The organism is Exiguobacterium sp. SRB7LM (assembly GCF_015712685.1).
In the GTDB taxonomy this organism is placed as follows: domain Bacteria; phylum Bacillota; class Bacilli; order Exiguobacteriales; family Exiguobacteriaceae; genus Exiguobacterium; species Exiguobacterium profundum.
Genome location: NZ_VWVR01000006.1, coordinates 1690190 through 1712439, shown reverse-complemented (window position 1 = coordinate 1712439; position 22250 = coordinate 1690190). Strand labels below are relative to the sequence as shown.

The 22250-nt window shown below is 51.7% G+C and carries 17 protein-coding genes; all 17 read left to right on the top strand.

What is annotated here, in order from left to right; all coding sequences use genetic code 11:
- The first annotated feature begins 82 nt into the window (after positions 1-82).
- Entirely contained in the window at positions 83-928 is an 846-nt protein-coding gene (locus F3H97_RS09450; protein ID WP_159562907.1) for a YihY/virulence factor BrkB family protein, read from the top strand.
- Between the two features lie 101 nt (positions 929-1029).
- Positions 1030-1953 (top strand): LCP family glycopolymer transferase, encoded by a 924-nt coding sequence (locus F3H97_RS09445; protein WP_196431219.1) that lies wholly within the window; start codon positions 1030-1032, stop codon positions 1951-1953.
- Positions 1954-2042: 89 nt separating this feature from the next.
- Positions 2043-3248 carry an alpha-amylase family glycosyl hydrolase gene (locus F3H97_RS09440; protein ID WP_196431218.1) on the top strand — a complete coding sequence of 402 codons (1206 nt, stop codon included), beginning with the start codon at positions 2043-2045 and terminating at the stop codon, positions 3246-3248.
- A 6-nt stretch (positions 3249-3254) separates the two neighbouring features.
- Positions 3255-4022 (top strand): tyrosine-protein phosphatase, encoded by a 768-nt coding sequence (locus F3H97_RS09435; RefSeq protein ID WP_196431217.1) that lies wholly within the window; start codon positions 3255-3257, stop codon positions 4020-4022.
- Between the two features lie 190 nt (positions 4023-4212).
- Positions 4213-6003, top strand: coding sequence for a BglG family transcription antiterminator (locus F3H97_RS09430; RefSeq protein ID WP_196431216.1), 1791 nt, complete (start codon positions 4213-4215; stop codon positions 6001-6003).
- 96 nt (positions 6004-6099) lie between these two features.
- Complete coding sequence (locus F3H97_RS09425) at positions 6100-7512, top strand: PTS fructose transporter subunit IIC (protein ID WP_196431215.1); 1413 nt, start codon at positions 6100-6102, stop codon at positions 7510-7512.
- Positions 7513-7525: 13 nt separating this feature from the next.
- Positions 7526-7984: a PTS sugar transporter subunit IIA gene (locus tag F3H97_RS09420; protein ID WP_196431214.1), complete on the top strand. Its 459-nt coding sequence runs from the start codon at positions 7526-7528 to the stop codon at positions 7982-7984.
- A gap of 62 nt (positions 7985-8046) precedes the next feature.
- Positions 8047-8985: a type I phosphomannose isomerase catalytic subunit gene (locus F3H97_RS09415; protein ID WP_196431213.1), complete on the top strand. Its 939-nt coding sequence runs from the start codon at positions 8047-8049 to the stop codon at positions 8983-8985.
- 32 nt (positions 8986-9017) lie between these two features.
- Complete coding sequence (locus F3H97_RS09410; protein ID WP_196431212.1) at positions 9018-9902, top strand: ROK family protein; 885 nt, start codon at positions 9018-9020, stop codon at positions 9900-9902.
- Positions 9889-10839, top strand: coding sequence for an acetylxylan esterase (locus F3H97_RS09405; RefSeq protein ID WP_196431211.1), 951 nt, complete (start codon positions 9889-9891; stop codon positions 10837-10839). The genes F3H97_RS09410 and F3H97_RS09405 overlap by 14 nt, the downstream gene beginning before the upstream one ends.
- 237 nt (positions 10840-11076) lie before the next feature.
- Positions 11077-13401 carry a glycoside hydrolase family 10-like protein gene (locus tag F3H97_RS09400; protein ID WP_196431210.1) on the top strand — a complete coding sequence of 775 codons (2325 nt, stop codon included), beginning with the start codon at positions 11077-11079 and terminating at the stop codon, positions 13399-13401.
- A 144-nt stretch (positions 13402-13545) separates the two neighbouring features.
- The gene (locus F3H97_RS09395; RefSeq protein ID WP_196431209.1) at positions 13546-14868 is read left to right on the top strand and encodes an ABC transporter substrate-binding protein; all 1323 of its coding nucleotides are present in this window, start codon (positions 13546-13548) and stop codon (positions 14866-14868) included.
- A gap of 70 nt (positions 14869-14938) precedes the next feature.
- The gene (locus F3H97_RS09390) at positions 14939-15874 is read left to right on the top strand and encodes a carbohydrate ABC transporter permease (protein ID WP_196431208.1); all 936 of its coding nucleotides are present in this window, start codon (positions 14939-14941) and stop codon (positions 15872-15874) included.
- A gap of 13 nt (positions 15875-15887) precedes the next feature.
- On the top strand, positions 15888-16712 hold the full coding sequence (locus F3H97_RS09385) for a carbohydrate ABC transporter permease (RefSeq protein ID WP_196431207.1): 825 nt from the start codon (positions 15888-15890) through the stop codon (positions 16710-16712).
- Between the two features lie 21 nt (positions 16713-16733).
- The gene (locus tag F3H97_RS09380) at positions 16734-18077 is read left to right on the top strand and encodes an FAD-dependent oxidoreductase (protein ID WP_196431206.1); all 1344 of its coding nucleotides are present in this window, start codon (positions 16734-16736) and stop codon (positions 18075-18077) included.
- A complete protein-coding gene (locus tag F3H97_RS09375) occupies positions 18074-20566 on the top strand; it encodes a glycoside hydrolase family 38 N-terminal domain-containing protein (protein WP_196431205.1) in 2493 nt (830 codons plus the stop codon). The genes F3H97_RS09380 and F3H97_RS09375 overlap by 4 nt, the downstream gene beginning before the upstream one ends.
- 24 nt (positions 20567-20590) lie before the next feature.
- Positions 20591-22249, top strand: coding sequence for an ROK family protein (locus F3H97_RS09370; RefSeq protein ID WP_196431204.1), 1659 nt, complete (start codon positions 20591-20593; stop codon positions 22247-22249).
- Position 22250: the final 1 nt, after the last annotated feature.

The following is a 22250-nucleotide window of genomic DNA, read 5'->3' as shown; positions in this document are numbered from 1 at the left end:
CCGAAATAACGATTGCTCAAAAGGACAGCTTGCCCGAGATGTAGAATAATATAAGTGCAACAGTGATGAGAGGAGGGTGGCGATGTTTGAAAATGTATTTCGACTGGCCGTAGACGTCAGGCATCGATTCAAAGACCATCATATTAACGACTATAGTGCCACTTTGGCGTTTTTTTGGTTTTTAGCCATCTTTCCAACGTTTTTTGTCCTTTTCGCCGTGATGGCATGGTTTCAAATCGATGATGCGCTTCTCATCGAACAGATTGAGACACTCATTCCCGGGTCAAGTGTGCGTGAACTGTTATCCATCGTCTATGACGTGAGCGGAAATTTGAACGGTGGACTGTTATCAGTCAGTGCCATCATCGCGTTTTGGTCGGCCTCGAACGGGACGGCACGACTCGTCAAGCTGACAGTGTTCGCATATGGGGAGACGGAAGCGCGCGGCTATATCTTCCGACGGTTGATCGGGTTGCTCGTGATTTTAGCAGGGAGCATCGGGGCGGTCATTTTGATTGTGTTTCATCTATTCGGTCAAGAATTTGTCGAACTGATTTATGCCCTCTATCCGAAAGTCGAAGAATTCGACCGCTTGTCGACTCTGACGCGCTATACGGTCTCGACGCTCATCTTGATCATGGCGTTCTCGCTCTTTTATAAAATCGCACCGCAACAGCGAGTACGGTTCATCGAAACACTTCCCGGAGCCGTGTTTGCGGTCATCTCGTGGCAATTGCTGTCGACCGGATACAGTGTCTATGTCGAACGCTTCTCGATTCTAGGGGACACGTATGGCACGATCGGTGCGGTGATTCTACTACAAATTTGGCTCTATCTGACGGCAGCGACGATGCTGATTGGGGCAGAAATCAATGCGGCATGGCCCTACCATATGACCCGCCAACCGACACGGACCCATTTCCCGTAACAAAAAAAGGGATATCGTGATTATTCTTTGTGAACATGCTTTAAAACAACCCGTGGCATGGGAATAAACTAGTACTATTTCACGGAAGAAGGTGTGGCCGCATGGCGAAACATCGTAAACCATCAAAGTGGAAAATCGTACTAGGGGTTGTAGCAGGCGTCATGGCCTTGGTGCTCATCACGGGTGGCGCGTTCGTCTGGTCAATGGTAAAAGAAGTCGATGACACCGTCGCACAAGTGAATGACAACTTGAAAATCAGCAAAGAGCGCAAGCAGGTCGAGACCATTGAACGCAAAGAGTCTGTTTCCATTCTCTTGCTTGGGATTGACCGACGCGGGACCGAACAGGGACGGAGTGACTCAATCATCGTGCTGACACTCAATCCGGAACTTGATGAAGGAGCGATGCTCTCGATTCCCCGGGATACAAAGACTGAAATCGTCGGGAAAGGGACACGTGATAAGATCAATCATGCCTATGCGTTCGGTGGGGCCGAAATGGCAATGAATACGGTCGAGAATTTCCTCGACATCCCAATCGATTATGTCATCGAAACGGATATGGAGGCATTCAGCGACGTCGTGGATGCACTCGGAGGCATTACCGTCATGAATAAATTTGCGTTCTCGACAGAAGATTACACGTTTCCCGTTGGTGAGGTGACGTTAGACGGAGAAGCGGCACTCGATTACACCCGGATGCGCTATAACGATCCAAACGGTGACTTCGGACGTCAAGAACGTCAGCGTGATGTCGTCGCCGCCATCATCGAAAAAGGACGGACGGACTTCTCACTCGACAAGGTCACCGCGTTACTCGAGGTGGTCGGCGATCAGGCGAAGACGAATATCGAGCTCAATGAATTCGTCTCTTTGTCGACGGACTATATGAACGCGTTCCGCAACGCGAGTGTCTTACGGCTTGAGGGTGCGGGCGGATTAGAGGGGGACGGCATCTATTATTGGAATCCGGAATCTTCTTCGTTGAATGGCGTTCAGGAAGAGTTGAAACGATTGATGGAGTAAACTGTCTGACCCAAGTCGGACAGTTTTTTTTGTGTTTCAAATGAAACGGAAAGTGGGAGAAATAAAGAGATGCCAAGGAGGGATGAGTCATGAAATGGGAAACGATTGAAGAGGTACTCCACGAACTCGGGGAGACCTCGCAAGAAAAGTGGGAACGGTTGTTTGAGAAGTGGTCGGATCATCGTTGGCACGACCATGAACGCCCTTCTGAAAAAACAAACGTCTTGTTGGTGGATGCCGGTTTTATCCTGACTGACGGACGAGCGAACCTCGAGGCTCTCCATCAATGGTTAGCCGATCATGTCCAAACGACGGTGAGTGATCTCTATCTCGTCTCCCTGTTTCCGTATCAAACGAAACAACAGGACACAGCCATCGACTCGCGGGTGCAATTGTTCGAAGACTTAGGACGTTTCACCGATGAGTTCGATTTGATTTACGAGATGACGCCTGAAGCATGGAATGAGTCACAACTCGACCTTGTCACCGTAACAGATGAACTGATTGAACGTCTGGCGTATGGAGCGACGAAAATCCGTGTCCATGTCGAGTCGTTTCGCGGAATAGAACCGGAACGAGTCAAACACATCCTCAAACTGTGGCGTACGATTATGCATACGTATAAGCCGAATGCACAGCTCATCGTTGCCAATGAACGTGTCGATTCAGTCCTAAACTTTGAGGAAGAGGCGGACGTCGTCTGTCATTTCGACTTATCCAGTCATGTCATTTTAGCGTTTGCGCAGGCCAATGTGACACGATTGACCGATTGGGCGAGACAAGTTCATTCACTGAGAGCCAATCAAACATATTTCAATTTCCTATCTTCAGCGGAACGTGATCCGTTTGAGAAAAATCTGATGGACACTAACCCAGATGTGATTCTCGCAGCCCACAGTGTATTGTTGTCGCTTCAAGGGATTCCGTTGATTGATTACCGAACTTTATTTGGGGTGTCGCAACCGGTTGAACAGGAAGATCTCGTCCGAGCATTGAAACGCGATCCGGATCGACTTCGTGTTTATGAAGGGATATTGAGCCAATTGAATGTGAAACGACTCCACCCTGCCTTGTCCCCTTACATTGGTCAAGAGGTCCTAAATCTCGATCGGCGCGTTTTCGCTGTTAAGCGAACGCATCAAGAGGAGACCCTACTGTTATTGACGAATATGAGTGAAGAGACGGTGCAGACGGATTGTGAAGGGACGAGTCTCTTTACAGAAGAATGGATGACAAATGTAACGCTTCGCCCGTATGAATACGTTTGGCTAAAACAATCACACAATGGAGAGTGAACACTCATGATTGATGTACATTGTCATTTGTTGCCTGAAGTAGATGACGGACCACGTACAATGGAAGCATCCCTTCAACTCGCGAAACGTGCGGTGGAAGAGGGGGTGACATCGATTGTCGTGACACCACACGCGTATCATCCGTACTTTGAGACGCAACATCATGACATCACGCAAGAAGTCGCGCATCTACAAAAACGACTCGATGATGAACAGATCCCCTTGACCTTGTATGTTGGACAAGAGATTCGAATTTTTGGAGAAATGGTCGAAGCGTTGGAGTCCGGAGAGGCACATTCGCTCGCTGGGTCACGATATGTCCTCGTGGAACTGCCGAGTCAAAGTCTACCAGCTTATACGGAGTCCTTATTCTTTCAACTACAGGCGGCTGGATACGTTCCGGTCATCGCGCATCCGGAGCGGAATCGTGAGTTTGCACTCCATCCAGAAAAATTGCATCATCTCGTATCGTCGGGTGCGTTGTCCCAAGTGACAACAAGCAGTTTGACAGGACAGTTCGGGAGACAGATGCGGGAACTCGCACTCACGTTCATCAGTAACGGGCTGAGTCACATCATCGCCTCCGATGCCCATAACGTGGAACATCGTGATTTCAATTGGTTAGCAGCGAGACAGGAAGTCATCAACGAATTAGGGGAAGAGATGTGGCAACAGCAGCTCCGCTTTACGGAGGCGATGTTAGCCGATGAACCAATTGCGGTGAATCCGCCTCATTTGCCAGAAAAAAACTGGCGAGGGCGCTGGAAGTGGTGAACAGATAATTGATATTTTACATTACTTTTTGAATTTAGTGCAAAAATGAAGTCTATCTCATCAGACTTCATTTTTTGCACTTTTTAAATGAAATGAATTCAACGGAAACACCTATTAAAAAAAGTTTTATAAGTGCTTATAACGAATATGCTATGCTTTTGTTGGAAAAATGCCAAAGGTGGAATGCATGATGACAGAACGGCAGCAAAAGCTATTAGAGTTGTTACAACATAAGAAATGGATGTCGACGAAGGATATCGCATGGGCGCTCCATTGCTCGGAGCGAACGGTCCGGACCGAGCTGCGTGCACTCGAGAAACTGTCCGACGTGCAAATCGAGACGAGTCGGGGGAAAGGGGTTCGACTCCTTGAGAACCATTACGTCCCGATACAGGAGAGGGAGCACGACGAGGGACGCGTCGAACAAATCCTCATCCGACTCTTGTTTGATGAGATTGCTTCACTTGCCGCCATCGCCAGCACCTTCTATATCAGTGAGGCGACAGTCAGACAAGACATCGATACGATCGAACAGATGCTGAAGGATTCACATTTCACGTTTGATCGCCGACATTGTCGCGTCGATGGGGAAGAGCTCCTAAGGCGGGAATGGTTGACCCAGCTCTTGGTAAAGACGCGTTCGCCTCAGGCGCATGTGCAAGACGTGAGACTCATTGAAACATTCCTAACGTATTGGGAACGAGAGGTCGACAAACAATATTCCGATACGGCGTCCGAACTCTTGCAGGCACGGCTTCTCGTGTCGCTTAAACGGATGCGCCGCCGCGCCTACGTGACCTTATCACCATCAGGGCTCGAGATGGCACGTGCGACACGCGGGTTTGATAAACTGATGCGCCGGATGGATACGTTGGAACAATCGCTCGGGATGAAAATCCCGACAGAAGAGCGGGCTTACTTCATGCTGGCGCTTTCGGGCGCACAAGAGTTCAATCCGTCCGAAGACCATGTGACGCCAGAAGTCGCACGAGCCGCCAACCGGTTCGCCCTAGCCGTGAACGGGACAATTTATGGGGGTGCCTTACAGCGGGAGTTATATCGGTCCCTCCTCGCCCACATCCGGCCGATGGTGTATCGCCAACTGATCAAGGCGTATGTAGAAAACCCGCTCCTCGATCAAATCAAACGTCGTTTCACGGCCACTTACGCGGCCGTCTTGCGACATGCCTCAATCCTAGAGAGCGAGCTTGATTTGTATGTCACGGAGGATGAAGTCGGATTCTTGACGCTCCATTTTCAGACGATGCTCGAAGAACGTCGAGGTCAGGAGAAAAAACGAATCCTTCTCGTCTGTACATACGGGATGGGGACGAGTAAATTGATTGCGGCACGACTCCACAACCAGTTTCACGACGCCATTCACATCGTCGGGTATTCGTCGCTACGCGAGCTCGATAAACAGATTGAACGGTGTCAGCCAGACTTGATTGTATCGACGATCCAGCTAGGAGAACGGGAGACTCCGGTCCATGTCGTATCCGCCGTCTTAACCGAGCAGGACGTGCACCAATTGAGACAGCTGGTCGGGGTGAACGGGAACACGTACGCGACCATCGCCTCACTCGTCGGACACGTTCGATTCGTCGATGACGTCTTGTCACGTGGTCATGCCTTACACGTATTGATGGAAGCGGCACATATTGACGAACATTATTCTGAAAGCGTATACAATCGTGAACGGAACGGCTCGACCTCGATCGGGCAGAGTGTCGCCATTCCCCACGGGGACCCGGAGCTCGCGACGACGAACCGAATCGACGTGCTCGTGTCGCAGACGCCGATCGCATGGGGGGACGAACAGGTCCGGCTCATCTTCCTCCTTCAATTCCGGGATTCGGACCAAACCTTTTCGACCCATCTGTTTGAGGAGATTGCCGCATTGACGGAAAATCCAAAGCTCGTCCGAGAATTAGTCGAGTCGAAAGACCCGCGTGCCTTCCGTGATTTGCTGTTGCCGTAGTCAACGGCAAAACGTTATCTGAAACCCCTTTCATATTCAAGTAAAGTATACATGTAGCCAAGCATGGATCCATTCAATTTGAAAGGGGAAACCACTATGAAGATTGTTGCCATCACCGCTTGTCCGGTCGGTATCGCCCATACGTACATGGCCGCTGAAAAGTTGTCAAAGCAGGGTGCGGAGCTCGGACATGACGTGAAAGTGGAAACGCACGGGTCAATCGGGATTGAGAACGGATTGACCGAACAGGAAATCAAAGAAGCGGACGGTGTCATCATCGCCGCAGACAAGGCGGTCGATTTGGACCGTTTCGCTGGGAAGCGCATCGTCATTGTCCCGGTCGCCGAAGCGATCAAGCAACCGGCAGAACTGATTGAACGCGTCAAGACCGCTCCGATCCAAAAAGGAGCAACGAAGGACGTCAAGAAAGAAAAAGACGGGAACATCGTCTATCGGGCGCTCATGAACGGTGTGAGTCATATGATCCCGTTCGTCGTGGTCGGGGGATTATTGATTGCCTTGGCGCTCGCCATCGGGGGGGAACCGACCGCGAACGGGTTAGCCATTCCGGAAGGATCGGTCTGGCAGAAGGTATTAGATGTTGGGGCGGCTTCGTTCATGTTCATGGTACCGATTCTCGCCGGATATATCGCCTATGCTATCGCCGACCGTCCGGCACTCGCACCGGGTATCGTCGGTGGATACATCGCGGCGAACGGTAGCTTTTATGGGTCAGAAGCAGGAGCAGGGTTCCTCGGGGGAATCTTGGCAGGTTTCGCAGCCGGATATCTCGTCCGTTGGATTAAAACGTGGAAAGTTCCACAGATGATTCAGCCAATCATGCCGATTCTCGTCATTCCAATCGTCAGCATGGTCGCAATTGCAGCACTCTTCATCTTCGTCGTCGGCGCACCGATTGCCGGACTCATGGACGGTTTGACATCCATACTTCAAGGGATGGAGGGGTCAAGTAAGATTGTGCTCGGTCTGTTGCTTGGTGCCATGATTGCCTTCGATATGGGAGGGCCGGTCAATAAGGTCGCCTTCCTATTCGGAGCATCGATGATCGCCGAAGGACAGACGGGCATCATGGGAGCGATTGCGGTCGCGATTTGTATCCCACCGCTCGGGATGGGCATCGCGACATTCCTTCGTAAAAAACTATTCGTGAAAGAAGAGCAAGAGGCAGGAAAGGCGGCCTTCATGATGGGGCTAGTCGGCATCACGGAAGGGGCCATCCCGTTCGCGGCGGGTGACCCGCTGCGTGTCATCCCGGCCAATATGATTGGAGCCATGGTCGGTGCGGCCATCGCCATCACGGTCGGTGTGACGAACAACGTTCCTCACGGGGGACCGGTCGTGGCGGTACTCGGTGCTGTCGACAACGTCATCATGTTTTTCGTATCGGTACTCATCGGTTCGCTCATTACGGCGTTCACAACCATCTTCTTAAAAGAACGTGCCCAGCGAAAAAATACAAAATCAAAAGCCTTGAAACAAGTCAGCTAAGGGAGAGATCGAGATGAAACTAATAGATTACGTGGAAACGTCACTTATCGAGCTTGATTTGAATGTCACTTCACGGGAAGAAGTGTTCGATGTGTTGACGCGTCAATTGGAAGGCGCTGGCTATTTGAACGATCGGTTGTCGTACTTGGAGGCGTTGGAGCGTCGGGAAGCGCTCAGTTCGACGGGGATCGGCTTCGAAGTCGCCATTCCTCACGGAAAAACGGACGCTGTCAAACGTCCTGTCATTGCGTTCGCAAAAGCACCGAACGGCATCGAGTGGGATAGTCTAGACGGGGAACCGGCTAAACTGATTTTCATGATCGGGGTCCCTGAGGCGGCGGAAGGGGACGAACATTTACGAATGCTCGCCCTCTTGAGCAGACGTCTCATCGATGATGAGTTTCGCCGTCATCTTCAAGAAGCGACGACGGTTGAGGATGTCATGGAACAACTTGAAACGGTACATGCGTAAACTTGTAGGGCGCTCACGGAGAGCGTCCTCTTGGTGTAGACACAGAAATGGGGGAATGAATCATGATCTTAACATGCACACCAGTCTTTCAGGAACGACTTTGGGGAGGGCGCAAGCTTGAGACGACGTTCGAGTATGACCTGCCACAAGGAAACATCGGCGAGTGTTGGGGCATCTCGGCCCATCCGAACGGGATGAGCATCGTCACTTCCGGAACATTTGCAGGGTACACGCTCGCTGAGCTGTGGGAGGAAAAGCGTGAGTTGTTTGGAGCGTACACGCTCGACAGCTTCCCGCTCCTCGTCAAATTGCTCGATGCGGCGGACGACTTGTCCGTCCAAGTACACCCGAACGATGAGGAAGCGATGCGTCTAGAAGGAGAACCATACGGAAAGACGGAATGTTGGTACGTCGTCGAGGCCGAGCCTGGCGCGGAATTGATTCTTGGGCATACGGCAGAGACGAAAGAACAGTTGGCCGAAGCGATCGCGCACGGTGAGTGGGACACATTGTTACGTCGTCAACCGGTGCAGGCGGGCGATTTCATTTTCGTGCCGAGTGGGACGATTCATGCGATTGGGGAAGGGATCGTCATCCTCGAGACGCAACAGTCTTCAGACACGACGTATCGGGTATATGACTTTGACCGGACGGATGACGAAGGGAATGCCCGTGAGTTGCATCTGAATCAAGCGATTGAAGTGACGACGGTACCGGATATGCCTACAATCGTCCATTCGACGACGAAAGACGTGACGGGCGGTACGGTTCAGACATTGATCGAGACAGATGAGTTCAACGTCTATCGGATGGACGTCAGAGCCGGATTCGTGCTCAGACCACTCGACCGCTTCCGTCTCATTAGTGTGTTGAACGGAGAGGGGACGTTGGACGGGGTCCCGCTCGAGAAAGGCGACCATCTCGTCGTGACGGTGAGCGATCAACCGCGCATCGTGACGGGTAGCATGGAGTTAATTGTAAGCGATTGCAATTTGAAGTGAGTAGGATACCAAATTGGAAAGGGGAGCTACATATGTTTGGAGCGATTGAATTGGGAGGGACGAAAATCGTCTGTGGCATCGGGACGGAGACAGGGGACGTCATCCGTCACGCGTCCATCCCGACGACGGACCCGGAAGAGACGATGGCAAGCGTGTTCGCGTTCTTTGAAGGAGAAACGATTGAGGCGCTAGGTGTCGGTACGTTCGGTCCGGTCGACTTGAATCCGTCGAGTGAGACGTATGGATGCATCACGACGACACCGAAAATAAAGTGGGCGAACTATCCACTCTATGACGTGTTGAAGGCACACTTTCAAGTCCCGATCGTTCTCGATACCGACGTGAACGGGGCGGCATTCGGGGAGATGGCGTTTGGTGGGGCGACGGACGTCTCGAGTTGTCTCTACATGACTGTCGGTACAGGAATCGGAGCGGGTGCCGTGATTGACGGGGAACTCGTCCACGGGATGGGGCACCCGGAGATGGGACACATGATGGTCCGTCGTCACCCGGATGATCTGTCGGACGGCGTCTGCCCGTATCACGGAGACTGTCTTGAAGGATTGGCATCAGGTCCTGCCATCGAGGCGAGACATGGCAAGAAGGCGCACTTGCTCGACCCGAGCGACCCGGCGTGGGACATCGAGGCGGATTATTTGGCACAGGCGCTCGTCAACATCGCCCTCATTCTGTCCCCGGAGCGGATGATTCTCGGCGGTGGTGTCATGAAGCAGTCGCATCTCTTCCCGAAAGTGCGTGAAGCGTTTCGACATAAGATGAACGGCTATATTCAAAATCCGTATGTGAATGAGTTGGAGACGTATATCGTCCCACCGACACTCGGTGATTTCGCCGGATTAAAAGGAGCACTCGCCCTCGCCATCAAGAAAGGGGATGTCGTCCATGCCGGGCGTTGATGTGTCGGTCCGTGAGTTAGAGGCTTATCGCTCGAGTGTCACGATGCCGGACGACTTTGATGTGTTTTGGGAGCAAGAGCTCGAGACGTTGCGGGAGGTCCCGATGCAGATCGAGCAGAATCCGATCCCCGCTTACGTCCGGAACGTCGAGATGGAATACGTCCGTTATCTATCGCATGGGGCGATCGTACATAAGGCGACGTTCATCAAACCAAACCGAATCGACCGTTCGCTTCCTGTCGTCGTCCTCTATCACGGGTACAACTGGAATACGCACGAGCCTCACATCGCCATGAAGTATATCGTACAAGGGATGGCGGTGCTCCTCGTCGAGACACGCGATCAAGGGATGGACCCGGAGCAGTCCGTGCTCATGCCGTTAGGGGGTGCCGCCGGATGGATGACGCGAGGTATTTTCAAAAAGGAGACGTATTATTATACGCGGGTCATGCTAGACGCGGTCCGTGCGCTCGATGTCGCCCTCATGCTGTCGGGTGCGAAATCAGCAATCGTTGAAGGGGGGAGCCAGGGCGGTGGCATCGCGCTCGGGGTCAGCGCCTTGCATCCGAAAGTGAAGGCCGCCTTGATTGATATCCCTTTCCTCTGTGATATGCCGAGAGGGATCGAGCTCGCGACGGACGGCCCGTACTTAGAAATCTCACACTATTTCAAAGTACACGATCCTCTTCATGAATCGGAAGCGAGATTGTACGACACGCTTCGGTATGTCGACGGGATCAATTTCGCGAGACGCATCACCTGTCCCGTCATGGTTGGGGTCGGTCTCTTAGATGAGGTGTGCCCTCCGTCGACAGGATATGCGTTGTTCCGTGAACTTTCAGGCGAGAAGGCGTTCCGCGTCTATCCGGAATATGGTCACGGCCTCTCGAGCCGCCACGAAGAAGAAAAATTGAAGTTCATCGTCCCGTTACTGTGAGCACTCCGTCATTTTGACGGAGTTTTTTTCATTCTGAATGAATAAGTCAGACTTCATTGAGATATTGGGACGAAGGAACTAATCATTCAGGGAAACGAACGTAGAATGAGACACTTTATTTTAGAAATGAAAATTATTTTCAATAAATTACATAAGAGTAAAATGATTATTTTTACCTATCACTCTCTATGATATGTTTTTGTAAGCGGTTACTTTTTAGAAGAGGGAGTGAATGGGATGAATAAACGTAACGTAGTCGGTACTGCACTTAGCCTCACATTGTTGGGAAGTTTATTACCGATGCAAGGAGTGGCAGCTGAAGAGGTGATGAAAGTCATCGATGCCTCGGGTGACGAGATGCGTGTCGGGGGCATCAACAAACTCGCGAACCAGCAGCAGCTTATCATCTTCAACGACCAGTTCAGCTACTACACGGAGACGAACCCGGCGAGTACGGAAGTCGTGCTAGAGAAAGTCGGAATCAATACGTACACGGTAGCGGAGAAACGAGGAGGGAACAGTCCGATCCCAGAGAACGGTCTCGTCCTGTCGACGGGGAAAGACACGACGGAAGCGGTCGCTTCGTTTTTGCGTCAGCTCGAAGTCGGGGAGCGCGTCATGCTCGAGGAGCCGGTCGTCAAACAAGAAGAACGCACGGCGAACGCCGTCGACCCGACACGAACGTCGAACCCAGACGGGGCGCCGTTCGATGGATTCCGTGGCCCGGACCAGTTGATCGTCTATACGCCTGCGTTCGGGGAGTCGACGAAGACGAACGTATATGGCTATGAGATCACGGTCGAGGATGGCTATGTGACGAAGCTTGGGGGCGGGAATTCAAGCATCCCAGATAACGGATTCGTCGTCAGTGGCCACGGTGTAAGCTCGGCATTCCTCTCAGGGAACAGCATCATCGGGGCAAAAGTCGACGTGACGGACGGGGTCGTCACGATTACACAGGACGTGGACAGCTATGCGTTCCAAAGTGAGAAAGCGATTGAGAAGGCTGAACAGTCGATTGCAAAAGCGCGTGCGGAATGGATCGACGTCCCGCTCGACTTGGCGGACGAGGCGCTCCGTTCCGCTCGGGCATCTTTAGATCAGGCGAATGGGGAGTCAGACCCGGTCATCGCACTAGATGCAGTAAGGCAAGCGACGCAGCGTGCGTATGATGCCTATTATTACTCCATCGACTCAGGTGTCGCCGAACAGCGTGCGGTGTGGCATCGTCCGAAAGAATCGACGTTAGCAGGCGTCGAGACCGTCTTAAATCGGATGGAAAAGGCCGGGTTCAATGCGGTCTATCTTGAGACGACGTTCTGGGGATATCCGATCTATCCGAGTGCGGTCCAGGAACAGTATGGACTTCCCGCCCAGCACCCGAACTTCAAAAACGGCGACTTTGGCGAGCACGGCACCGACATTCTCGCCGCCTATATCGCAGAAGCGAAAGAGCGGGGTATGACGGTTCACGCATGGACGGATGGATTCATGGTCGGAGAAGCGAGCCTAGGCGTCCCATCTCAGTTCAAACAGTATCCGGAATGGGCGGCCGTACAACGGACGAATACGACCGGGCAGCCGGCGCCGGACACGTCGAGCCGCTATTACTGGCTAGATATCATGCAGCCTGAAGTGCAAGACTATATGCTCGCGCTCTATGAGGAGATGGAATCGACTTACGACATCAAAGGGTTGAACATCGATTACATGCGACTCCCGCATCATGCTTTTGACAAAGCATATGGGTTTAGCGAACCGACGCGGGCGCTCTATGAGCAAGTGAGCGGCATCGATCCGGTTGATTTGAAGAAGGACACGCCGGAATGGGAGGCGTTCCAGGCATGGATACGCGAACGGGAGAATGAATTCGTTGACAAGTTACATGACGTCTCCAAACAAAACGATGCGAAATTCATGCTGACGGCGACGCCAGAACCAGGCGCGGAAGAAGTGTATATCAGTGACTGGAAAGAAGACATCGATGCCGTCATCCCACAAGCGTACGGACATGACTTCAATAGCATTCAAAAAACGGTCCAGGCGAGTAAGAAGCTGATGCCTGAAGGAACGATGTACTTCACTGGGATCTACTCGTTCTATCATCACCTGAACGAGGGAGCAGCAGTGGACGATGTCCTTTCAGCGAAGTTTGGCACATCGGGTGTGAACATGTTCGCATTCGGTCAAGCGAGCGCCCCATCCGTCGATGCGCTAGGGAAAGGTCCTTGGCGTGAGACGGCCGTCAATCCAGGGGAAGAGCCGCTGCTCGCCATCGAAGCTTTGTTGAAAGACACGCGCCTCGAGATGAACAGTCTTTATATGCCAAAAGGGGCGATGGATAAAAAAGCGGATCGTACGCTCGCCAAAGAGATCCAGCGCCTTGAGAAGGCAGCGAGAAAACAATCGCTCAACTTAGAGGACGTACAACGAATCGAACAGTCGTTAGAAGTCATGAAAACAAATGAACAACTCGAGCCGGTGTTATATGACCGTTTACAGTCACGAACGGCTGACATGAAACACTGGTTACAATACGCTGTCGACCGTCAAGGGTTTTAACCGTTAGACTCGTCTCTGAAAAGGGGCGAGTTTTTATTTAGAAAATTATTTTCATTTTGATTTTAGTATTGCAAATAGATTTCTAAGACGATATGATGAATTTGTGAAAACGCTTTCTATTTTATCTCGGGGAGGAAATGAAAGATGAAAAAACGTACGAAACAACTCGCAGCGAGCGCATCGATCGCTGCCTTGTCAGTCGGCTTGATGGCTTGTAGCAATGAAGAGTCTGGTAGCAGTTCAGCATCGAGTGACGGGGAACTGTCGGGAAAGGTGACGATGTGGACGGCCTCACTCGCAGGAGAGCCATTCGATTCGTATTTTGACGAGATTGAAAAAGAGTTTGAAGAGATGCATCCAGACGTGGATGTTGTCATCGAGGACGTGCCACAAAATGAGATGGAGCAAAAAGTATTGACGTCGTTGACGGGTAGTGACGTCCCAGACGTCGTCAACTTGAACCCACACTATATGTCGAACATCGCGGCACAAGGTGGATTGCTCGAACTCGACGACATGTTGTCTGAAGAAGCAAAAACGGCTTATGTGGATGGTCCATACAAGTCTGGTATGTTCGAAGACAAACTGTACGCACTTCCTTGGTACTTGACGACGACCGTCTCTTGGTACAACGGGGACCACTTCGAACAGGCGGGCATCAAAGAAGTCCCGACTTCGACGGAAGGCATTTACGAAGCGTCGAAAATGTTGACGGACAAGACGGGTAAACCGGCGTTCTATCCGGTCATCAATGACGGGAACGCCATCATGGAGAAAATGGTCTCCATCGCAGGTGAATCGATCGTCGAAGATGGAAAAGCGACGTTCGCCGACAATGCAGACATCATCAACTATTTCGAGACGATGCAAAAAATGTATGACGAAGGGTTGATCCCTCAAGAAGCAGCTGAAGGATCAATCAAGACAGGACAAGAACTCTATATGGCAGGCAACACGACATTCCTCGAAGGTGGCGTCACATTCCTCGGACCCGTCGAGAGCGGCGCACCGGACATTTATGAAGTCTCAAAAGCAGGACAACCGCTTGAAGCATCAGACGCACTGGTCAATGTTGCGGTCATGAACTTCGCTGTACCTGCGAAGACGAAGAATAAAGAGGCAGCGGTCGCATTCGCCGAGTTTGTCACGAACGCCGATAATCAGCTCGAATTCGCGAAGACGGCAGGAACGGTCCTCCCATCGACGAAAGCTTCACTCGAAGATGACTACTTCACGAATCCGGGCGATTCACCGAAAGCGCTCGGGATGATGGAAGCTTCGAAATCACTCGAACGTGCCGAGGTTCTCGTCCCACCGACAGAGAACAGTGCGGAACTCCGTGAAGCGACGAAGAACATCTTCGTTCAAAACTTACAAGGAAAAATGTCAGGTAAAGAAGCAGTAGAAGCACTTGCGAAAGCTTGGGATGACGCGTTCGAGAAATCTGGAGAGAGCGTGACGTTCTAAACGTTGAGAGCTGAATCAAAAGGAGACCCCTCTTTTGGTTCAGCTCGTTTTATTGGAAGGAGACCTGAAGATGAATAAAGAGAATATAGCACTCCCTGTATCGACCACGAAAACAAAGGTCGTCAGACGGAAGAAGAAAAACCTCCTCACCCCTTGGCTGTTCCTACTCCCATCGATTGTTGTGCTCGGCACGTTCCTCGTCATTCCGATCGTCGAGGCGTTCCACTGGAGTTTGTTGGACTATAAAATCATTGCGGGGACTGGAGAGTTCGTCGGACTCGCCAACTTCAAAGAGATTTTTACAGATACGTCGTTCTGGCTCGCCTTATGGAATACGATTTTATTTTTGATTATCGTTCTTCCATTGAATATCTTTTTGCCAATGATTTTAGCAGTTCTCGTCAATCAGGCCATCAAAGGCGTCTCGACGTTCCGGATCTTGTATTACTTGCCGGTCGTCACGCCGATGGTCGTCGCCGCGCTCATGTGGAAGATGCTTTACTCACAGAGTGGTCCGGTCTCATCGATCTTCGTATCGCTCGGCCTGTTTGACAATCCGACAAACTTACTCGTCCAAAGCTCGACCGCTCTCGTCGCCGTATCCGCGATCACCGTGTGGAAAGGTTTGGGCTACTACATGATTATCTATTTGGCAGGACTTCAATCGATCTCGAAAGATGTCTATGAATCTTCCGAGATTGACGGAGCGAACGCCTTCCAAAAATTCTGGCGCATCACCGTACCGATGCTCACACCATCTGTCACTCTTGTCTCTGTCATGACGATCATTGCCGGAATGAAAGTGTTCGAAGAAATCGCCTTGACGACAGGTGGCGGTCCGGCTGGCGCGACCACGACGCTCGTCATGTACATCTACAACAAGTTCATGTCACTGGACGTCAGTATCGCATCCGCCGCTGGTGTCGTCCTGCTCCTTCTCGCAATCGGCGCTTCATTGCTTCAGATGAAGTTGACGAGTTCACGAGAAGAAGATTTACGGGCATAAAGGAGAAGTGAAGATGAAACGTAAACAAACGACACAAAAAATTATGTTGTATCTATTGATGATTTTCATTTCGGTCATCACGGTTGGACCGTTCCTCATCACGTTGTTCATGGCACTCAAGTCGCCAGGGGAAAGCATTTACGGGACGATCTATCCGACAGACCCGACACTCGCGAACTTCACCGATTCGTTCTCGAAAGCGAACTTCGGTCTCTACTTTTTGAATACGTTCATCGTAACGGCAATCGCCATCCCGTTGAACTTGCTCTTCTGTAGTTTGGCGGCATATCCGCTCGCACGGATGGACTTCCGGGGAAGAGGCGTCGTCCTCTCGCTCATCATCGCGACGATGATGGTCCCGTTCCAACTGTACATGGCACCACTCTTCCAACTCGCGGGAGAGCTCGGTCTACGCAACTCTTACATCGGTCTTGTCGTGATGCAAGTGGCGACGGCGTTTGGGATTTACTTGATGCGTCAAGCATACTTACGTATTCCAAAAGAGCTTGAAGAGTCAGCTTACTTGGACGGGGCGAACCGCTTCCAAGTCTGGTATCGTGTGGCGTTGCCACTCGTCAAACCGACACTCGTCACGTTAGCGATCTTCACGTTCATGGGGACGTGGGGCGACTACTTGTGGCCACTCCTCAACTCGACGGAGAGTAGCATGTACACCCTCTCAATCGGATTGGCGCAACTGTCGCAAAACTTTGATGGCTCGAACTTGAAACTGATTAGCGCGGCATCGATCTTGACGACGATCCCGACATTGATTTTATTCATGGCGCTCCAAAAATACTTTATCTCCGGTGCGACGGACGGCGCCGTGAAAGGTTAAGAGAGAAAGGACGCGGAAGAGATGATTCACTACGCAGGACACGAAATCAAATTAGTACGAGAAGTCAGGTGTGTCGTAGTTGGCGGCGGGACGTCTGGCGTGACGGCGGCCTATGCGGCAGCAAACGAAGGAATCGATACACTTCTCATTGAAAAAACAATCGCACTCGGGGGGACGCAGACGAACGCGCTCGTCTCTCCGATGATGCCGACACACGTCCAGCCTCGGGGCGTCAACCGATATATTTTAGACCGACTGGAAGAGCGTGGCGTCAAAACGGACGATGGGACGACGAATTGTCGATGGTTCAACGTCGAGACGCTCACTGCGGTGCTGGATGAGTTGTTGGAACAAGTCGGATGTCAGGTGTTATACGATGCCGTCGTCATCGATGTACTGAAAGACGAGGACACGATCACTCATCTGATCGTCCAGACATGTGCCGGTCTCGTCGCGATTCAGACGCAGACGGTCATCGATGCTTCAGCGGACGCCGTCGTCGCCCGTGTGTCGGGCATCCCGACGTCTTCTGGAGATGAGAACGGACATAATCAACAGATGACGTTCCGTTTTGAGATGGGCGGTGTCGATCTTGCTCGTGTCCGGGACTATGTGCTCGGACTCGGCGAAACGTTCTGTCAAATCGAGGACCCGGATTTCTTTGAAATCGTCATGGTCCCCGGGAAAGGGCATGTGCTCGAAGGGTTATTTCGGGAAGGATTGGCAACAGGCGAACTCACGGTCGACGACCTGAAATACTTCCAAGGGTTCACACAACCGGGCAAACCGGGTGTCTTCTCTTTTAACTGTCCTCACATCCCTGGATTGACGGATACGACCGACCCGTTCGCTCGCTCTGAAGCGGTGCGGATTGGGCGACAGATGATGCAGCGTCTCAGCCGATTCTTGGTCCGTCATTTACCAGGATTTGAGTCCGCGTTTTTATTAAAAGAAGCGACACAGCTAGGCATCCGTGAATCGTATCGGATTCACGGGAAGTATGTGTTGTCCGAGACGGACTATGCAAATCGGGCCCGTTTCCATGACGCGATTGCCAAAGGTGACTGGTACGTCGATGTGCATCGCGTCAAAGGGGACGAGTCGTTACCGAAGAAATATACGGCGGGCGAGTATTATGAGATCCCGTATCGTGCCCTCATCGTGAATGAAGTGACGAATGTCATCTTCGCCGGACGACACATCTCGAGCACGTTCTTGATGCAAGCCTCCCTTCGGATTCAACCGACGCTACGAGACGTCGGGGAGGCGACGGGAATCGCCGTCGCACTCGCATTGAAAACGAAAACGGCACTGAATGAACTCGACGGTGCGTTGATTCGGGAACGAATGGAGGTTCTCCAATGAAACAAGTACATGTCTTGAATCATACGCATTGGGACCGGGAATGGTACGAATCGTTCGAATCGTTCCGCTTCAAACTGACGGAAGGGCTACGCTATGTCGTCGACCGGCTTCAGGCCGGACAATTCGATAACTTCTTCTTAGACGGACAGACGATCGTGCTCGACGATTACCGGGAAGTAGTCAGTGCGGACGAATATGAGCAACTCATCGAGTGGATCCGGGCAGGCAAGATCGAGGTCGGACCGTGGTACTTACTCGCCGACGAATTTTTAGTGGCAGGAGAGTCGCTCATTCAAAACTTGAAGATTGGGACGAAGATGGCACGCGAACTGGGATCGAAACATGATATCGGCTATTTGCCGGATACGTTCGGACATATCGGACAGATGCCACAGATTCTAGAGCAGTTCGGGATCGGTCACGCCATCCTCTGGCGTGGCGCCATATCGGATGCATTCGAGAATACGTGGATCGCGCCGAACGGGTCGCACGTCAAGACGTTCGTCCTGCCTTTGTTCGAAGGCTATTATCAGACGTTCTTAAAGCATGAAGCATTTCAAAAAGAGATGGATGACTATTTGACACGTAACGAACCGTTCGTGAAAAGTGGTCATTACCTCGTCATGAACGGTGCCGACCATACGTTTACGGCACCTGATATCAAGGACCGGCTCGATGTCATTGATTTGCCAATCCGTCAATCCCTCATGTCCGATTACACAGACGCGGTGGCGACACATCGTCCGGCCGCCACGATACACGGTGAACAACGGGACCCATCGAAAATCTTCATTCTACCAGGTGTTCTCTCGACAAGGACGTATTTGAAGCGTGACAATCAACTCGTTGAAGATGAAGCGCTCAACACACTCGGATTTTTGAACGCATTCCTCGGCACGGAGACACGAAACGATTCATTCCGAGAGTATGTGTGGAAACTGATTTTACAAAACCAACCACACGACAGCATCTGCGGATGTAGCATCGATGCCGTCCATGACGAGATGGAGACACGTACGGCACGTGCCCTCGCTGCCATGAGACAGTTCGAACAGACGCAGCTCGACAAGCATTATCCGGCACCGTATTTTGGTGAAGGGTATAACGATCAGCTCGTGGTGATTTCGACCGTCCCATTCGAGCGGATGCTCCCGGTGGAAACGACGATTCGCATCCCGAAACGACTCGACCTGGGACAGATCCGCCTCAGCATGAACGGGCGACCGATTGAGATTGACGTCTTGCGCCGGGAAGAGAAGGAAGTGTTTCTACGACACATTTTGGCAGAGCCGCATTACGATGAGTATGTCGAGTATGACGTCGTCTTTTCGATCCCGGTCGAAGGGGCAGGAGCCTATGTGTGCGAGATTGAACGGATTGAAGCAGAAGTCGCACGGCCCGACCAAACAGATGACGCCATCGAGAATGCGTTCGTCAAAGTCGAAGTGGACGGCGATGGCTTGACAATCACAGATGTAGAGACAGGTGCGCGATATCCAGGACAGCACGTCTTCTACTCGAGTCTCGATGCAGGAGACACGTATAACTATTCGCCACCACTTGAAGACCGTTTGACGCAAGCGACGCTACGCCATGCCACGGTGGAGCGCGGTCAAGCCCATCAAACGATGCGTCTCGAATATGCGTTGACGGTCTCCGCATCCTTGGATGACTCACGTCAAACAGGAAGCGAACAGATGGTGACGATGCCGATTACGACGACAGTCACACTTTATGAACACGACCCGCTCATCCGCTTCAAGACAACGGTAGATAACAAGGCGCAAGACCACAAGCTCCATGTCGCCTTTGATGTCGAAACGTGCGAAATCACGACATCGGACACGGCGTTTGATTGGAACGAACGGAAGACGATGCGGGAGAAGCGATTTGATGCTAAGAAAAATGAAGAGTGTGTCATGGCGCAAGCACCGACGTATTCGTTCGTTCAGGCGAATGCGCACACTCTCGTCCATCGCGGTTTGCAAGAATACGAAGTGAGCACATATGACGGTCGAGACGTCGTGGAGCTGACGATGCTCCGTGCGGTCGGTTGGTTGTCGCGACGGGACTTGCGCACGCGAGGAAACGGGGCAGGACCAGGATTTGAAGTGCCGGGCGCACAATGTCTGCGAACCGACACGTTCGATTACGGACTCGTGTTGAATCGAGAGAACGAGTCGGCGACACACATCACGAGCTTCCGTCGACGACCGATTGTGCATCAAACACGCGCAGCGACACCGAGGCATTGGTTCACGATGACAGGTGGCGTATTCTCGAGTATGACAGGAATTGAACCGAATGTGAGTGAGATTCGTCTATTTAATCCGACGACAGAACATGTTTCGGTTACAATGACGTTCGCTCAACAGGTAACATTAGAGAGAGTAACGTTAACAGGAGACGTCATCGAACGAGTGAGCGAAACATTCACGGTCCGACCGAAAGACATCGTGACAATCCGGGTGACGAGCGAAGAGAAATAGACTTTAACGAAGAAGGTGACAAAGATGAGAAAATTCGTAGCGCTCGACATTGGCGGGTCGTTTATCAAGTACGGTGTGTTGACGGAAGATGCGATCTTTATCGAAAAGCACGAGAGTATGACCGAGGCTAACCAGGGCGGGGCTCACATTTTAGAGAAGGTGACGGGATTCATCCGCGATTTGCAGACTCGTCACGACGTACAAGGCATCTGCATCTCGACGGCAGGACAAGTTGATTCGAAAGAAGGGGTCGTCGTCTATGCTTCGAAGTTGATTCCGGCCTACACGGGCACGCGACTAAAAGAAACGTTAGAGGCGACGTTTAGTCTGCCGGTCGAGGTCGAAAACGATGTGAACTGTGCCGGACTGGCCGAGTCATGGATTGGGAGCGGTAAAGGAGCGAAAAGCTTATTCTGTCTGACGATCGGAACAGGAATCGGAGGCAGTTACATTCTCGACAACAAACTCCATACTGGGCATAGCTTCAGTGGGGGCGAGATCGGATATATCCCAATCGAAGGATATGCGTTCGAAGAATTGGCGTCGACGCGTGTCCTCATCGAACGTGTCGAAGCGAGAACGGAACAGACGGAACTGAACGGGAAAGACGTGTTTGAGATGGCACATGCGGGCAATCCAATCGCCATCGAAGAAATCGACCGCCTCGTCTATTACTTGTCAAAAGGGATCGCGACGGTGACGTATATGATGAACCCAGAAAAAATCATCATCGGTGGCGGGATCACGGCGCAAAAAGACTACCTGTATCCTCGCATCATGAAGCAACTGGCTGCCGACATCATCCCGGCCATCTTGGAGAAGACGACAATCGAGATTGCCCGGAACTTGAACAACGCGGGCATGATCGGGGCGCTTCGTCACTTTTTGCTCCAGGAATCGATGCGACCACTCCGTAGCATCACGACGATCATCGAGTCGAACCATCATCGCTTCACGAAGCGGGAGCAGCTCGTCGCAGACTTTATCATCCAGAACCTCGAGGCCGTTCCGAACAAGACGATTACGGAAATGTCTCGTCAGATCAACGTCTCGGAAGCGACAATCACCCGTTTTTGTCAAAAGCTCGAATTCGGGTCATATAACAAATTGCGCCTACTCGCCAAAGAGGCGACCGTCAGCAATCGCTACTACGGTCCCTCGAATATCGATGGGCTCGATGATATCAATGAAGCGTACTTCATGATGATGAAGAAATACGAGTCGTTGTACGATCAAAAAGCGATGAACCGACTGAAGGAAGTGCTTGAATCGACGAACCAGGTCGTTTTATACGCGACGGATGAGTGGTCACCGCTCTTACCCGCCATCAAGACGAAACTCCTCGAGTTCGGTGTCATGACGGACGGATTCTCGGGCGCGCAAGCGATTCAATTGTCGAAACGGGCGATTCGTCCAGAGACACTCGTCATCGGGCTCAGTCGCGATGGCTACAGTGAGGAGGTTATCGACGGATTGACACACGCGAAACGGATTGGTGCCGTCACGGTCGGTCTGTCAACACAGAGTGATTCACCACTCTTCTCAGTCTCCGATGTCCGCTTGACCGTCGCTTCGACAGAAAACGCGAATGTGACCTCCATTCGGGAAGTGGCCCTCTTTTATCTATTAGATGTCATCACGCACACGGTTCGGGTGGAAGAGCCGAGCAGTGAGACGATTTGAG